Source organism: Aestuariimicrobium kwangyangense DSM 21549 (genome assembly GCF_000421525.1).
In the GTDB taxonomy this organism is placed as follows: Bacteria; Actinomycetota; Actinomycetes; order Propionibacteriales; family Propionibacteriaceae; genus Aestuariimicrobium; species Aestuariimicrobium kwangyangense.
This window is the reverse complement of sequence record NZ_ATXE01000001.1, coordinates 1,116,457-1,131,319: the sequence shown is the minus strand read 5'-3', so window position 1 is coordinate 1,131,319 and position 14,863 is coordinate 1,116,457. Positions and strand designations below refer to the sequence as shown.

The following is a 14,863-nucleotide window of genomic DNA, read 5'->3' as shown; positions in this document are numbered from 1 at the left end:
CGGCTGGTCCGGCACCCAGGGCATACCCGTACCCGCTGCCTACACTGTGCCCATGGCGCAACCGGGATGGTATCCAGACCCGTCGGGACGACCCGGTCACCTGCGCTGGTGGGACGGGTCGGCGTGGGCGGGTGACACCGTCCCGTCCTCGGGGACGCCGAACCCGGGCGGGCAGGGCCCGACCCGCACCACCCCGGGAGGTCCGCCGCAGGGTCGTCCTCCCCGGCGGTGGGCATGGTTCCTGCTGGTCGGTGTGGTCGTCGTGGGCGTGTCCCTGGCCCTGGTGGTCCGGGGGTGGTCCCGTTCCGACCGGGTGGAGGAGGACACCAACTCGTCCACCCCCACCATCTCGCAGTGGGACGAGACCTCGACCCCGACGGCCGAGCCCTCACGACCCGACGGCTCGGGCGGCACCCAGCGCACCTGCCCGGTCGTGCTCGAAGCCAACCAGAGCGGAGTCGAGGCCGGACGCCTCACCGGCGGTGGCATCTCGTACGTGCCGGTCCAAGGCTGGACCGTCACGACCCGGCCGAGCGTGGACTGGGCCGACGACCAAGCCGGGCAGACGGTGCCGGTGTTCAAGTCCTGGATCGCCGGGATCACCATCGGGCAGGTCGACACGGCCGATTTCAGTGACGATCCGCGCACGGCCGCCGCACGCATCCTCAGCTGCGAGGCCTCGTCCCAGTACTACCCGGGCTACCTCGGGCACACCGTGCTCAGCCAGCAGGCGATCACGGTCGACGGACGCTCCGGGTGGCGACTGCGCGGCGAGGTGCGCGACGACTACTACGCCGAGGTGAAGGGCGACACCCTCGACATCATCGTGCTCGACGTCGGACGACCCGGGAAGCTGGCCTTCTTCCGGGGAATGGCCCCCATCGATCGCCCTGAGTTCCAGCAGCCCGTCGACCTGGCGGCGACCACGATCCGGGTCGTGGGGTGACGGGCCTGATCCCGACCGCCTCCTAGACTGGGCGCATGTCGCAGCCAGGCTGGTACCCAGATCCGTCCGGACAACCCGGCCAGTTCCGCTTCTGGGACGGCGCGCAATGGAGCCAGCAGACGACCGCCAACCCCGCCCAGACCCCGCCACCAGGCGGTGGGCAGGCGCCCCCGCCACGTCGGTCGGGGGGTGCCGGACGGTGGGTGCTGCTGGTCGTGGGAGTGCTGGTCGTGGCCCTGGTGGGTTTCCTCGTGGTCCGCGGCCTGGGCGGACGCAACACCACCATCGCCGAGGACACCAATTCGTCCACGCCCACCGTCTCGCAGTGGGACGAGACCTCCACCCCCACCCAGACCCCCTCACCCACCAACCCGGAGTCGTCGGGTGGCGTGGACGTCGCCTGCCCCGAGGGCGGCGGCGACAGCGGCAAGAGTGCCCAGAACGGACGACTGACCGGCGGCAGCATCTCGGTGGTGTCGCTCGGCTGGGAGTCGGGCGGTTTCAGCCTGCCGTGGATGTATGACACCTCATCGGAACTCAAGCAGATCACCAGCACGTGGGTGAGCGTGAACGCCGTCGGTGCCCTGCGCGTGGCGGACGGTTTCGAGGCCCCCGAGCCGGCCGCCCGGGTGATGATGAGCTGCTTCGCCAGCTCGGGCTACTACCGCGGGTTCACCGGACGCACCGACGTGGTCAGCGAGGCCATCACCATCGACGGCCATCAGGCCTACCACCTGCGCTCCGAGATCTTCGTCGGCGACCAGGGCCCCGACATCAAGGGTGACGTGGTCGACGTCGTCGTCGTCGACACGGGCAACCCGGAGTCGGTCGGGGTCTACGTCAACTCGGCGACCATCGACGACTCCGCCACCCAGGCCGAGGTCGACCGTTCGATGGCCAGCATCAAGGTCGACTGATCGTCAGACCACCTTTCGACGCCGATGTCAGCGGGTGGTCGACCGGATGGTCAGGACTTGAACGGGCCCCAACCCTGTTTGTCGTCGCCGTCGTCGTCCTCGTCGTCGTTCCAGCGAGGGTCGTTGTCCCAGGCCTCGTTGCGTTCGGCCACGTGGGCGAGCGCCTGCTGGGCCTCGGCCCGCGACGGGTAGGGGCCGAGCCGGTCCTCGGCCTTGCAGCCCTCGGCCACCTCGACGGTCTTGTGCACCAGACAGTAGTAGTACTGGTCGGACACCTCACGACTCCTTGCTCGGCACGGGCTCGGGCCGGGGTCGTAGAATCGGGCGGGTGAATCCTGTTGTGGCCCACCCGATCAGTTCTGAGCGACCCGTTCCCGGTTCGATTGCACGCCCCCACTACGTGGGCAAACGGGCTCCTTCACCGTACACGGGTAGCCATGTGCAGTCGGCGGAGACGATCGAACTCATGCGGGAGTCATCGCGGATCGCGTGCCAGGCCATGCACGAGGCGGCCAAGGCGATCGCCCCCGGGGTGACCACCGACCAACTCGACAAGGTGGCCCATGAGTTCATGCTCGACCACGGCGCCTACCCCTCGACCCTGGGCTACCGGGGTTTCCCCAAGTCCTCGTGCACCTCGGTCAACGAGGTGATCTGTCATGGCATCCCCGACGCCCGTCCGCTCGAGGACGGCGACTTGGTGAAGATCGACGTCACGGCCTACAAGAACGGTGTGCACGGCGACAACTGCGCCACCTTCTACTGCGGTGAGGTGGACGAGGCCTCCCGCCTCCTGACCGAGCGCACGCAGGAGGCCATGAACCGCGGTATCCGCGCGGTCAAGCCCGGTCGTCCGTTGTCGGTGATCGGACGGGTGATCGAGTCCTACGCCTCGCGCTTCGGCTACGAATCAGTGCGTGAGTACACCGGCCACGGAGTGCACACGGCCTTCCACTCGGGTCTGGTGGTGCTCCACTACGACGAACCGCGCCTCGACACCCCCATCGAGGTGGGGATGACGTTCACCATCGAGCCGATGCTGGCGATGGGGTCGGCCAAGAACCACCAGTGGGACGACAACTGGACCGTCGTCACCAACGACGGCTCGAGGGTGGCGCAGTTCGAACAGACGATCGTGGTCACCCCGGACGGAGCCGAGGTGCTGACGCTCCCGATGGAGGGGATGACCCCGGCCCCCAACGGGCCCGCGCCCGTGCTGCCCTGAGTTCGGGGGAGGCGCGCGTCACCCCTCCTGCGAGGAACCGCGATGCTCTTGCCGGGGTCGGCGTGATGTGACGAACTGCACATCGAAATCGCCGTGTGTCGGTGGGAGGGTCGCGAGCGCCCCGGCTGGGCCACCAGTAGCGTTCCATCTGCGGGTCACTCTTCAGGCATCGTCCCGTTCCCCCCGAGCAAGGGACCGACCTCCCCCGTTGTACTGAGACGGTCTCGCTGGGACGAGTGAGAAGAGTGACCCGCCACACCGCCTCACCCTCGACCGAGGGTGAGGCGAATTCGTTCCCGGTCGCCCCGCGAGCGCGCTGGCCCCGCGTGGCGCTGGGGATGATGGGGACGAGTTGGCCTGTAAGCCGGGTTCTGTACGCCGAAGCGCGGTGATCATCCATCTGCGACGGCTGTTGCCAACCGCCTTCCACCGAAGTGGTGCAACCTACCCGAACGCTCGGGCGAGCAGCCCTCGAACACGTTCTGTCTGGTCTTGCTCCGGGTGGGGTTTACCGAGCCACTCCAGTCACCTGGAGTGCTGGTGGTCTCTTACACCACCGTTTCACCCTGACCAACCGAAGTTGGCGGTCTGTTCTCTGTGGCACTGTCCCGCGGGTCACCCCGGGTGGGTGTTACCCACCACCCTGCTCTGAGGAGCCCGGACTTTCCTCGACAGTTTCCTGCCGCGATCACCCGGCCAACTCGTCCGTCGCACCAGTGTAGTGCCGGTGACGCCCGCTGGCGCTCGGGCCGACTGTGGGGTCAGTCCCGCTGGCGCTCGGGTGCACCGGTGGTCAGCACCGCTGACGGTCAGGCCACCTCGAAGCCGACCTTGCCCTCCACCGGATCGGCCTTGACCAGCCGCACCCGCGCCTCGTCACCCAGTTCGAGATCGCCGCTGACACGAGCCTCGATGGCCGGCTCGACGATCGAGACGATGCCTTGGTCCTCGCGCTTGTCATCCACCTGGATCACCACTCCCGTGAACACCTGCCCGACCTTGTCGGAGAGCACGAGGGCCTCGACCAGATCGGTGATGCCGCGCTCGAAGGCCTTGGCCCGACGATCAGACTCGGCCATCTCGTCCGGCAGGGACGGCAGTGCCGCCAGCGCCCACTCGGGCACGGGCTGGCCCGCCGAGAGGGCCACGCAGACCTCGAGCACGTAACGGTCGACGAGCCGTCGCAGGGGTGCGGTGGTGTGGGCATAGTTGGCCGCCAGCGCCCCGTGGACGAGTTGGTCGGCCGCCAGGCCGTCCTTGATGACGGTGTAACCGGCGCCGCGGAACAACCGGACGCAGCTCATCATCATCGCCTGCGCCACCGGGTTGGTGACGTCGAGCGCGCCGACGAACTCCGCATAGGACATCGACTCGGGCCAGGGCAGCTTGAGGGTGTGCGCGACGGCCCGGAGCTGGCGGACGACCTCGCGGTCGGGCGGCGGCAGTGTGCGCAGGATGCCGACCCCGGCCTCGAGCATCACCTGGGCGGCGGCCATCCCCGTCATCAGTGAGATCTGCGCGTTCCAGTTCTCGTTGGGCAGGCTGGAGCGGTGCGTGAGTCGCCAGCCGCCCGACTGGGAGGTGTCGACGACCTGCTCGGGCAGATTGAGGGAGACACCGCCGCGCTCGACCTCCAACTGCTGACGCAGATCACCCACCTCTCGCAGCAACTGCATCACGGGCCCGGCCTGGCCGTTGTCGAGCTTGGCCTGCTCGGTGGGATAGTCCAGTCGCTCCCGGCTGACCACGAGTGCCCGGGTCACTGCCGTGGCGGTGACCTGACCGTGGGCGTCGAGGTCGAGCCGCCACACGATGGCCGGGCGGGGTCTGCCGTCGGCGAGCAGCGATGCGGCCGCCTCGCTCAGCACGGGTGGATGCAGGGGGAACCGTCGGTTGGGCGCGTACAGGGTCTGCCCTCGACGGTGGGCCTCGGCGTCGATCGGCCCGCCCGGAGCCACCCAGGCGGCGACGTCGGCGATGGCGTAGAGCACCGTGTAGCCCTGCTTCGCCTTCTCGATGTACATGGCCTGGTCGAGGTCCATCGACCCTTCCGGGTCGATGGTGACGAAGGGCACGTCGGTCAGGTCGTCGTAGGTGCGGCTGGAGTCGTAGCCGGCCGACGCCACCCGCTCGGCCTCGGCGACCACCTCGGCGGGGAACTCCAGGGGCGCCCCGATCTCGTCACAGAGTCGATCGAAGCCTGTCTTGATGGCGGCGGGGAATCCCTCGTCCGCACGCAAGTGGCGAACCGGCATGAAGCCCTCCTGGTCACTGGTCGTCCGGTGCCCGCAGCCGCGGACCCCTCGGCCAGTCTTGCGCGCCCGGGGCTCGCACGGGGAGCAACCGTGCCAATCCGGGGCGGCCGGGTCGCCCGCCGTGCACCCTCGGCGAATGGCTCGGCACCCAATCGTGCGAGATGTGTGCTGTGGTGGCAATGGTGGCCACTGGCGAGCAACAATCGCCATCAGCGCACACGATCCGCACGATTGGCGGGGCGAGATCATGGGTCACGCCGTGAGGTCACCCCATCCGAGGGGGCGCCGCAGCGGTTGGGCTGGGCCGGTCCCCGCCCTCCGCCGGCGTGCTACCCCCAGTCGTCCGAGTTCTCTGGGGCTGAGGAGCGGGATGAGTTCGGCCAGGATTCCCTCCGGATCGCTGAGGATGCGGCGTGGGGAGACGTGCAGCAGTCGCCACCCCGTCGACTCAACCCGGTTGTGGCGGATCCAGCCCGCCTCGACCGCGGCCGGAGCGGAGTGGTGTTCCCGGCTGTCGACCTCGACGCCCACCCGTGATTCGACAAAGGCCGAGTCGAGGAAGCAGTGGCCCCCGGTCGGGAAGTCGAGGCGATGATTGGCCTTCCAGCCTCGCAGTCCGGCACGCCGGTAGAAGTCGTGCAGGTCGAGTTCGGCGGGCGACCACGGCCCGCGCCCGGCACGCACCATCACCTGCCTCCACGCCTTGCGCAGGCCTAACGGGGCCAGGTCACGCGCCTCCAACAGGCGGGGCACCGAGAAGGCATTGGTCCTGAGTCCTTCGGTCAGCAGAGCCCAGTCGCCGTGCTGGGCCGCCCACAGTGCGGCCGCTGCCGGTGTCTGGAACCACCAGGGCCCGGCACCCCACACCAGTGGGTCGGGCCACTGGATCGCGTGGAGCGTGACCTCCGGCGGGGCAGCGTGGCGAGGCAGCCTGACGACCGAGGCACCGACGCCGGTGAGCCCCACCAGTCCCGGACGGAAGAGGTGGGCGGCGCTGCGCCCGAGCAGGACCGCCCTCGGTTCCCACAGGCGGAGCGCGACCATCACGTGCTCCGGGTCATGGGCGATCCCGGCCGCCAGCACCACGCCGGGGAACACTCGGAGGAGTTCGCCCCGGGCGACGGCACGCGCGACCTGGCCCCTCAGCGCGGGATGGTCACGCACCCGGAGACAGCCGTGTTCCTGCCGGAGTACGTGGTCGAGGTCTGGTGATCGTGGGCGCACGGATCGACGATGGCTGCAGATGCGGGCATGGCGCCCGGCCTTCCGCCGACCTGTGGACAACTCTTGCGCCATCGCGAACGGCTGTGGAAAACCTCACCGTGCGCTCGCCGCTGTGGGCGAGGCCTTGGCGCAGCCGCCGAGCGCGGTACCCAGCCTGGCCCGGCGCAGCCACGGCCGAGGCTTGGCGCGGGTATCCAGCCGGACCGCCCGGACCCGATCACTGCCCCGGCCGAATCGTGCCGATCGTGTGCCGTGGCGGCGATTGTTGCGCCCACGGCACCACTTCTGGCACCAGACGACACGATCCGCACGATTGCCGACCGAGACCCGAGGCATCGAAACGCCGAGGGCAGCCGAACCCAGCGGCCAGAAACTCAGGAGAAGGACTGACCCGTCCGCACCAGGATGCGTCCACATTCCTCGCAGTGCAGCACCTGATCGGGTGCGGCCTTGCGGAAGGACCGCAGGTCGGCCTCATTGATCTCGAGGCGGCAACCGGTGCAGCGACCCCGCTCGAGCGCGGCCGCCCCACTGCCGTGCTTGGCGCGCAGCAGGTCGTACTCGGCGAGCAGCGCATCGGGGATGACACGCGCCTGGTTCTCGCGCTCGGCGGTCAGGGCCGAGCGCTGGTCGTCCAGTTGTGCCATGGCGGCGTTCCGCTTGCCGATCACGAGGCGAGCGCGGCCGTTCACCTGCTCCTTGCGGGCGGCGATGGCGTCACGTTCAGAGGTGAGGTCCTCGATCATCTGCATCACCTCGAGCTCGTCGTCCTCGAGCTTGGCGATGCGTCCCTTGAGGTGCTCGGTCTCGTCGACGAGGCCACGCAGGGCCTTCGGATCGGTGATGGCACCGGAGTCGATGCGTTGCTGGTTGCGCTCGAGTCGCTGGCGGGCCGGGTTGAGATCACCCTCGACCCGCTCCTGGTCGGCCTCGGCGTCGGAGAGGCGGGCCTCCGCGGCCACCAGTTCCTCGTCCACCGAGCGGCGTTCGACGGCGAGCTCGTTGAGTTGGGCCAGTTCTGGCAGGTGCGCGCGGCGGTGCTCGTTCTGCAGCACCTGCGCATCGATCGCGGCGAGGTCGAGCAGGCGCAGCTGGTCAGCGGGGTCGGCGAGCATCTCAGGGGGTCCTTCCGCGGCAATCTTGAGGTGTCGGACGACTGTACCGCGACCGCGCGCTGCCCTCGTCCGTCACGCTTGTCTTGACGTCAAGACATCTGCGCCCTCGTGCAAGGATGGTGCCCATGGCAGACCCCGCAGGCCCGTTGCTCAAGCGACTGGCCCTTCCGGTGTACGTGCCCAGCATGTTGTCGGCCGCCGGTGGTCAGGCACTGATGCCGATGTTGCCGCTGATCGCCATCCAGCTCGGCTACTCCCCCGCTGCCTCGGCGCTGCTCATCTCGATCATCGGGCTGATGGCGATCGTCGGCCCCATCCCGCTCGGGGTGATGATGGAGCGCACGGGCGAGCGGCCCGCCATGATCCTGGCGGCGGTGCTGGTGATCGCCTCGTCGCTGGCGGGCATCGCCATCCTGGATGCGGGCCCGAGCGCCGCCACTCGCAGCCTGTTGGTGCTGCTGCTGGTGGTCGACGGCATCGCCGGTGAGGTGTGGGATCTCGGGCGCCAGACCTACCTCGGCGCCGAACTCCCCCACCACCTGCGCGGACGGGCCATGAACTTCTTCGGCGGCATGATGCGCGTCGGCGGTGTGGTCGGCCCCTCGCTGGGTGCTGGCGCCTACGCCATCGCCGGCTTCCAGGGCTCGTACGCGCTGCGGATCGTGCTGATGGCCACCGCAGCAGCCATGGTGCTGGTCTTCCTCGTTCCCTCCAGCGGACGACGGGCGGTGCCCACCACCGCTGTCACCGGTACCAAGGGCGGGCTGTACGGGCATGTCGTCCGGGCCATCCTGATCGTCGGCGTCGGCCTGACGGGACTGATCATCGCCCGGCTCAACGTCTCGGTGCTGCTGCCCCTGGTGGGCCAACACATCGGCCTGAACCCTCGCGACATCTCCTTGGTCTTCGCCCTCGGCATGGCCCTGGAGATCGTGCTGTTCCTGCCGGCGGGCGTGCTGCTCGACCGCTGGGGACGGGCGGTGATGGGTGGTCTGTGCTGCCTGGGGTTGGGCGTGGGGTTCGTGCTCATTGCGCTGGTCGACAGCCTCGGGGCCATCGTGTGGGGAGCGGTCGCCTGGTACGTGATCGCTCGGTTGGTGATCTCGTTCGGCAACTCGCTGGGCTCGGGCATCGTCAAGACCCTCTCGGTCGACCTCACCCCGGCGTTCCGCCGGGCAGCCCACATGGGCCTCTACAACTCGATCACCGGCGCCGGCGTACTGCTGGGCCCCGCCGTCGTGGCGGCGGTGACTGCTGCCGCCGGGGTGCTGGTGGCCGCCGCCGCCACCGGTGGCCTCACCCTGGCCGGTGGGGCGTGGTTGTTCGCGGTGCTGCCGCGCTACGCCCCCGGCTGGCACGGACGCCAACCCGACTACCAACCCGACCCGATCCTCGCCGAGCGGGTTCCCGAGGAGTCCTGAGCCCACCGCCGGTCTCCCGATCGTGGCCCGACCAGCCCTGCCCGGTGACGGAGGTCCCCCGGCAGCGAAGACCGAGAGCCGCGTGACATCATGCGCGCATGGCATCGATGGAGTCCGCCGCGGACCGCACGTTCCGACTGCGCTGGGAGCGCTGGTCACCCGACATCCGCAGTGGCCTGGCCGCGGTCCACCACGATCGCGTCGACGAGGTGCTGGCCAGGGTCGAGACGATCCTGAGGAGCGCGGCCGCGGCTCGTCCCGACGACCTGCGGGAACTGGACGAGGCCCGACTGCTGCGTCCCGACTGGCTGCAGGATCCTTCGATGATGGGCTATGTCGCCTACACCGAACGGTACGCCGGCACCCTCACCGGGGTCGGTGAGAGGCTCGACCACCTCACCTCGCTGGGCGTCAGCTACCTGCACCTGATGCCCCTGCTGCGTCCCCGCGAGGGGTCGAACGACGGCGGCTATGCGGTGGCCGACCACCGCAGCGTCCGCCCCGGTCTGGGCACCATGGACGACCTGTCCGCCCTCGCCGCGCGGCTGCGTGAGCGCGGCATGTCGTTGGTGCTCGACCTGGTGGTCAACCACGTCGCCGTCGAACACGAGTGGGCCGAGCGCGCCATCGCCGGCGACCCGAAGTACCGCGACTACTTCATCACCTACCCCGACCGCACCGAACCCGATGCGTGGGAGCGGACCCTGCCCGAGGTCTTCCCCGACTTCGCCCCGGGCAACTTCACCTGGAACGAGCGGATGGGCCGTTGGGTCTGGACGACCTTCAACGCCTACCAGTGGGACCTGAACTGGGCCAACCCCGACGTCTTCTGCGAGTTCCTCGACATCATCTGCACATTGGCGAACCGTGGGGTGGAGGTGTTCCGACTCGACGCCATCGCCTTCATCTGGAAACGGCTGGGAACCACCTGCCAGAACCAGCCCGAGGTGCACCAGCTGACCCAGGCCCTGCGGCAGGCCGTCCGCATCGCCGCCCCGGCCGTCGCCTTCAAGGCCGAGGCCATCGTCAGCCCCGACGACCTGATCGCCTACCTCGGCGCCGGTGAGCACCACGGTCTGGTCAGCGACATGGCGTACCACAACTCGCTGATGGTGCAGCTGTGGAGTTCCTTGGCCGCCCGCGACACCCGGCTCACCGAGGTGGCGCTCGACCGGTTCGCCGCCAAACCCACGACCACCACGTGGGGCACCTACGTGCGTTGTCACGACGACATCGGGTGGGCGGTCACCGATGCGGACGCCGCAGCAGCGGGACTCGACGGGTTCGCGCACCGTGCCTTCCTCTCGGACTTCTATGCTGGCCTGGCCCCGGGTTCCTTCGCGCGGGGACTGGTCTTCCAGCACAACCCGGCCACCGGTGACCGCCGCATCAGCGGCTCGTGCGCCAGCCTCGCCGGCCTCGAGACCGCGCTGACCAGCGAGGACGAGGGCCGGATCACCGACGCCGTGGCGCGCCACCTCATGCTGCACGCCGTGGTGATGGGTTTCGGCGGCGTACCCCTGCTCTACATGGGCGACGAACTGGGCATGCTGAACGATGCCGACTGGGCCACCGAAGCCGGCCACGAGGACGACAACCGATGGGTGCACCGCCCACGCATGGACTGGGACCTGCTGGCCGCAGCCGAGGCCGACCACGCGAGCCCCCACGGTCGCATCCTGGTGGGGATGCGGCACCTGATCGGGGTGCGCCGACTCACTCCTCACCTGCATGCCTCGGTCGAGTCGCGGGTCGTGCCATCCCCCGACCCGCGCCTGCTGGTGCTGCGCCGCGACCACCCCGTGGGTGCCATGGTGCAGGTCTACAACTTCTCGGAGGAGACCGTCTGGGTCGATGCCCAGCCCTTCGCCGATGCGCTGGGCCCCGCCGCCGTCGACCTGATCAGTGGGCACCGCTGGAACCTGGCGACCGATCGGGTGTCCATCCAGCCCTACCAGCCCTTGTGGTGGGTCGCCGATCGGTAGACCGGACACCCCCGGCCGGCACCTCCCCGGCCCGTCGGGGCTGGGGCGAACCCTCAGTCGCTGACGGCGGCACCACCGCCGTGCCCGGCGTCGCTGGCCTCGTCCTCGGGCTGTGCGTAGCGGGCGATGGGAGTCGTTCCCCTCACGTCGGTGAAGTGGCCACCGGATCGCCAGTGGTCGACCATCGCCCGGTGCAGACGCGACTCAGTCGGCAGCTCGTCCAGCCCGTAGGGCAACTCGCGGCCCGACTCGGGCTCGATGTTGAAGGCGAAGTAGTAGGCGTCGCGGTCGCCCGGGCTGGTCTCGCCCAGGTCCCACAGCGACTGGAAGGCAGCGATGTTCGAGCCGGGCACCAGGGTGGGGAGCACCGGGTCGAGCAACCACGAGTGGCATCCGTACAGCCGCAGCGGTCCGACTTCGGGGTAGTACTTCTCGAACAGGGCACCCGCCCGCGCGAAGTCGCTGGCGACGACGGCGGGATTGAGCGGCCCGGCGTCGGGGATGTGCACGTTGACGATCGCCTCGGGCTTGCCGTCGACCGTCCAGCGGCTGAGTTCGAACTCCAGCCGGTCGAGCCACAGGAAACCGTCGCAGAAGATGTTGCGCAACCAGTTCTGGTTGTGCAGCCCCACCTGGCCATACACCCAGCGGTGCTTGGCCACTTGGTGCCCGAAGTCACTGAGTGAACGCCACGACAGGGCCGGGTCGATGCCTCGGGCCAGATGGGCGGTGTGCACGTCGTCGGAGACGGCGATCAGCGCCACGGCAGGCAGCGCGCCCGCACCCAGCGGGTGCTGCTTGGTCGAGTCGGGGAAGCCGGGGCCCTGGTCGTAGTCGAACCAGTGCCCGATCTGCGGCAGCAACACCTCGTCGACCAGGGACTGCACCGTCGCACGATCGTCGGCGTCAGCCTGGACGTGCCGCACCATCGCGGCGATCCCGGCGCGGTCCTTGTCGTGCACGCCGAGTTGGGTCAGGCGTTCGTCCAGATCGATCTGGGCCAAGCGGGAGGCAACATCCATGGGCCCGAACCTACCGCCACCGGACCCGACGGTGGGGCGTCCTAGGATGGGCCCGACATGCCTGAACATCCCGGGTGATCGATGACGACGAGAGAGATGACATGAGCGAACCCCAGCAGAAGCTCCCCAACCGACAGTCCCCCTTCTCGGAGTCGTTCAAGGCGTTCATCCCCGAGTCGTGGGAGCCCTACCCCACCGACCTGCCGGACCCCTTGCCAGCGGCCGAGTGGGCGAAGGCCCGCCGGGAGGCGCTGGGGGAACAGTTCCCCGACGCGCGGCTCGTGATCCCGGCGGGTGGCCTCAAGGTGCGGTCCAACGACACCGACTACCGCTACCGCCCCCACTCCGGATTCGCCCACCTGACCGGGCTGGGCACCGATCGCGAGCCCGACGCAGTGCTCGTGCTGGAGCCCTCGGACGCCGGCCACGAGGCCACCTTGTTCTTCCAGCCCCGTGCCCCGCGCACCGACCGCCAGTTCTACGCCGACGCCCGCTACGGGGAGATGTGGGTCGGCCAGCGTGACTCCCTGGACGAGATGGCCGCGCTCACGGGTCTGCACTGCGCCCCGATCTCGGAGTTGACCACCCACCTGGAGAAGAACGCGGACACCACCCAGATCAGGGTGCTGCGCGAGGCCGACTCACAGGTGACCGCGCAGGTCGACCAGATCCGCGGCACGGTGGCAGAGGCGACCACCCTGGACGAGGAACTCAGCGTCGCCCTGTCGGAGTTGCGGCTGGTCAAGGACGCCTACGAGGCCGACCAGATGAGGGCGGCCTGCGCCGCGACCGCGGTCGGCTTCGAGGCCGTCGTCCGCGACCTGCCCGAGGCGGTCAGGCGGGGGCGGGGGGAACGCTGGGTCGAGGGCATCTTCGGGCTGCACGCACGCCACCAGGGCAACGCCGTCGGCTACGACACCATCGCCGCGGCCGGCGACCACGCCAACACCCTGCACTGGATCGGCAACGACGGTGATGTCGCCGACGGTGACCTGCTGCTGCTCGACGCAGGCGTCGAACTCGACAGCCTCTACACCGCCGACATCACGCGCACACTTCCCATCAACGGACGGTTCAGCCCCGCCCAACGGCGGGTCTACGACGCCGTCCTCGAGGCACAGGAGGCAGGCATCGCTGCGGCGCAGCCGGGAGCCACCTTCGGTGACGTCCACAAGGCAGCCATCGCCGTGGTCGCGAAGTACCTCGAGCAGTGGGGCCTGCTGCCGGTGACCGCCCAGGAGTCCCTGGGGGACGAGGGCGGACACCACCGCCGCTGGATGGTGCACGGCACCTCGCACCACCTCGGCATCGATGTGCACGACTGCGCCCAGGCGCGGACCGAGAACTACCGCGAGGGAGTGCTCAGGCCGGGCATGGTGATCACGGTCGAACCCGGCATCTACCTCAAGGCCACCGACCTGCTGGTGCCCGAGGAACTGCGGGGCATCGGGGTGCGCATCGAGGACGACATCCTGATCACCGAGGACGGCAACGAGAACCTGTCGGGCATGCTGCCCCGCACCGCCGACGACGTGGAGGCCTGGATGGCCGGACTGCTGGGGCGGCGGGACTGAGATGGCAGAGCAGCCGTCCCGTCCGCCGTCGCGGGCCAATCCCCCTGGCCACGGCCGCGTGCTGCCCGGTCCGCTGAACGCGCTGGGGACTCCCCTTCGATCCCAGCGAGCGACGCCCAGGAGACCGACCCCCAAGAGGCCGACCGAGGGCAGTCGGCGCGATCCACGCCGGTGGGCCACCACCCCCGACTCGGTGGTCGCGTGGGCCTGGTACGTGGACGGGGTGCGCCAGGACTGCACCGACCTGCAGTTCGCCTCCGACCGGGCCAAGGCCGGAGTCGGTTTCGTGTGGCTGGGACTGCGTGACCCCACCGATGGCGACATGGCTGGCTTCGCCCATCAGTTCGACCTGCACACCCTCGCCATCGAGGATGCGGTCGAAGGCCACACCCGTTCGAAGCTCGATGTGTTCGGGCAGACCCTCTTCGCCGTCATCTCGACCGTCTCGTACGTGGAGCACGACCAGCTGACCGAGACCAGCGAGGTGGTCGACACGGGTCAGATCATGGTCTTCGTCGGGGACAACTTCGTGATGACGGTGCGGCGGGGCCAGAACACCTCACTGAGGACCCTCCGCGCCACCCTCGAGGCCGATCCCCGCCGCCTCGCCCGGGGTTCCTACTACGTCCTCTACCGCATCCTCGACACGGTGGTCGACGACTACGTGCAGGTGGTGGCCGACATCGAGGAGGACATCGACGACATCGAGGAGGACGTCTTCGACCGCAATGGCAGCGGCGACATCGATCGGGTGTACCAACTCAAGCGAGAACTGATCGAGTTCCGCCGGAGCGTCTCGCCGCTCGCCCAGCCCCTGCAGGCCCTCGCCACGCGCGACCTGCCGGTGGTGCCGGTGGCCGGACGAGCGTACTTCCGGGAGGTTGCCGACCACCTGACCGAGGCGCGTGAGTCGATCGCCTCGTTCGACGACGTGCTCACCACCCTGCTGCAGGCAGCCCTCGCGCGGGCCTCGGTGACCGACAACCAGGACATGCGCAAGATCTCGGCGGCGGTGGCACTGTTCGCCATCCCCACCACCATCGGCGCCATCTACGGCATGAACTTCGACAACATGCCCGAGTTGCACACCCAGTACGGCTACTTCGTCGTGTTGGCGGTGATGATCACCAGCATGATCGCCGCCTTCGCCTTCTTCCGTCACAACAAGTGGATCTGAGG

The 14,863-nt window shown here is 69.2% G+C and carries 12 protein-coding genes and 1 other RNA gene; 7 read left to right on the top strand and 6 right to left on the bottom strand.

Annotated features, from left to right (window positions below; all coding sequences use genetic code 11):
* The first annotated feature begins 52 nt into the window (after positions 1 to 52).
* Positions 53 to 946, top strand: a complete 894-nt coding sequence (locus H507_RS0105030) for a DUF2510 domain-containing protein (RefSeq protein ID WP_022909630.1) — start codon at positions 53 to 55, stop codon at positions 944 to 946.
* Positions 947 to 981: 35 nt separating this feature from the next.
* Entirely contained in the window at positions 982 to 1,863 is an 882-nt protein-coding gene (locus H507_RS18065; RefSeq protein WP_022909629.1) for a DUF2510 domain-containing protein, read from the top strand.
* Positions 1,864 to 1,913: 50 nt separating this feature from the next.
* Here the strand turns inward: H507_RS18065 and H507_RS0105020 are convergent, their stop codons facing one another.
* Positions 1,914 to 2,138, bottom strand: a complete 225-nt coding sequence (locus H507_RS0105020) for a hypothetical protein (RefSeq protein WP_022909628.1) — start codon at positions 2,136 to 2,138, stop codon at positions 1,914 to 1,916.
* A gap of 53 nt (positions 2,139 to 2,191) precedes the next feature.
* Between H507_RS0105020 and map the strand changes: the two genes are divergently transcribed.
* Complete coding sequence (gene map, locus H507_RS14845; protein WP_084707628.1) at positions 2,192 to 3,088, top strand: type I methionyl aminopeptidase; 897 nt, start codon at positions 2,192 to 2,194, stop codon at positions 3,086 to 3,088.
* Positions 3,089 to 3,432: 344 nt separating this feature from the next.
* On the opposite strand, the gene rnpB is transcribed toward map, so the two are convergent.
* From rnpB to H507_RS0105000, 4 genes are all read right to left on the bottom strand, one after another.
* An RNA gene (gene rnpB / locus H507_RS17260) (RNase P RNA component class A) lies at positions 3,433 to 3,792 on the bottom strand.
* A 105-nt stretch (positions 3,793 to 3,897) separates the two neighbouring features.
* On the bottom strand, positions 3,898 to 5,343 hold the full coding sequence (locus tag H507_RS0105010; protein WP_022909626.1) for an RNB domain-containing ribonuclease: 1,446 nt from the start codon (positions 5,341 to 5,343) through the stop codon (positions 3,898 to 3,900).
* Between the two features lie 252 nt (positions 5,344 to 5,595).
* The gene (locus tag H507_RS0105005; protein ID WP_157438879.1) at positions 5,596 to 6,567 is read right to left on the bottom strand and encodes an endonuclease domain-containing protein; all 972 of its coding nucleotides are present in this window, start codon (positions 6,565 to 6,567) and stop codon (positions 5,596 to 5,598) included.
* A 374-nt stretch (positions 6,568 to 6,941) separates the two neighbouring features.
* Positions 6,942 to 7,682 (bottom strand): zinc ribbon domain-containing protein, encoded by a 741-nt coding sequence (locus tag H507_RS0105000; protein ID WP_022909623.1) that lies wholly within the window; start codon positions 7,680 to 7,682, stop codon positions 6,942 to 6,944.
* Positions 7,683 to 7,807: 125 nt separating this feature from the next.
* Here H507_RS0105000 and H507_RS14840 point away from each other — a divergent pair, with 125 nt between their 5' ends.
* Both H507_RS14840 and H507_RS0104990 read left to right on the top strand, forming a co-directional pair.
* Positions 7,808 to 9,103 carry an MFS transporter gene (locus H507_RS14840; protein WP_022909622.1) on the top strand — a complete coding sequence of 432 codons (1,296 nt, stop codon included), beginning with the start codon at positions 7,808 to 7,810 and terminating at the stop codon, positions 9,101 to 9,103.
* 98 nt (positions 9,104 to 9,201) lie between these two features.
* Positions 9,202 to 11,088 (top strand): alpha-amylase family protein, encoded by a 1,887-nt coding sequence (locus H507_RS0104990; protein ID WP_026377799.1) that lies wholly within the window; start codon positions 9,202 to 9,204, stop codon positions 11,086 to 11,088.
* 53 nt (positions 11,089 to 11,141) lie between these two features.
* Here the strand turns inward: H507_RS0104990 and H507_RS17200 are convergent, their stop codons facing one another.
* Positions 11,142 to 12,110 (bottom strand): acyltransferase domain-containing protein, encoded by a 969-nt coding sequence (locus tag H507_RS17200; RefSeq protein WP_051139635.1) that lies wholly within the window; start codon positions 12,108 to 12,110, stop codon positions 11,142 to 11,144.
* Positions 12,111 to 12,211: 101 nt separating this feature from the next.
* On the opposite strand from H507_RS17200, the gene H507_RS0104980 reads away from it, so the two are divergent.
* Positions 12,212 to 13,684 (top strand): aminopeptidase P family protein, encoded by a 1,473-nt coding sequence (locus H507_RS0104980; protein ID WP_026377798.1) that lies wholly within the window; start codon positions 12,212 to 12,214, stop codon positions 13,682 to 13,684.
* A gap of 193 nt (positions 13,685 to 13,877) precedes the next feature.
* Complete coding sequence (gene corA / locus H507_RS0104975) at positions 13,878 to 14,861, top strand: magnesium/cobalt transporter CorA (protein ID WP_022909618.1); 984 nt, start codon at positions 13,878 to 13,880, stop codon at positions 14,859 to 14,861.
* The last annotated feature ends 2 nt before the right edge of the window (positions 14,862 to 14,863 follow it).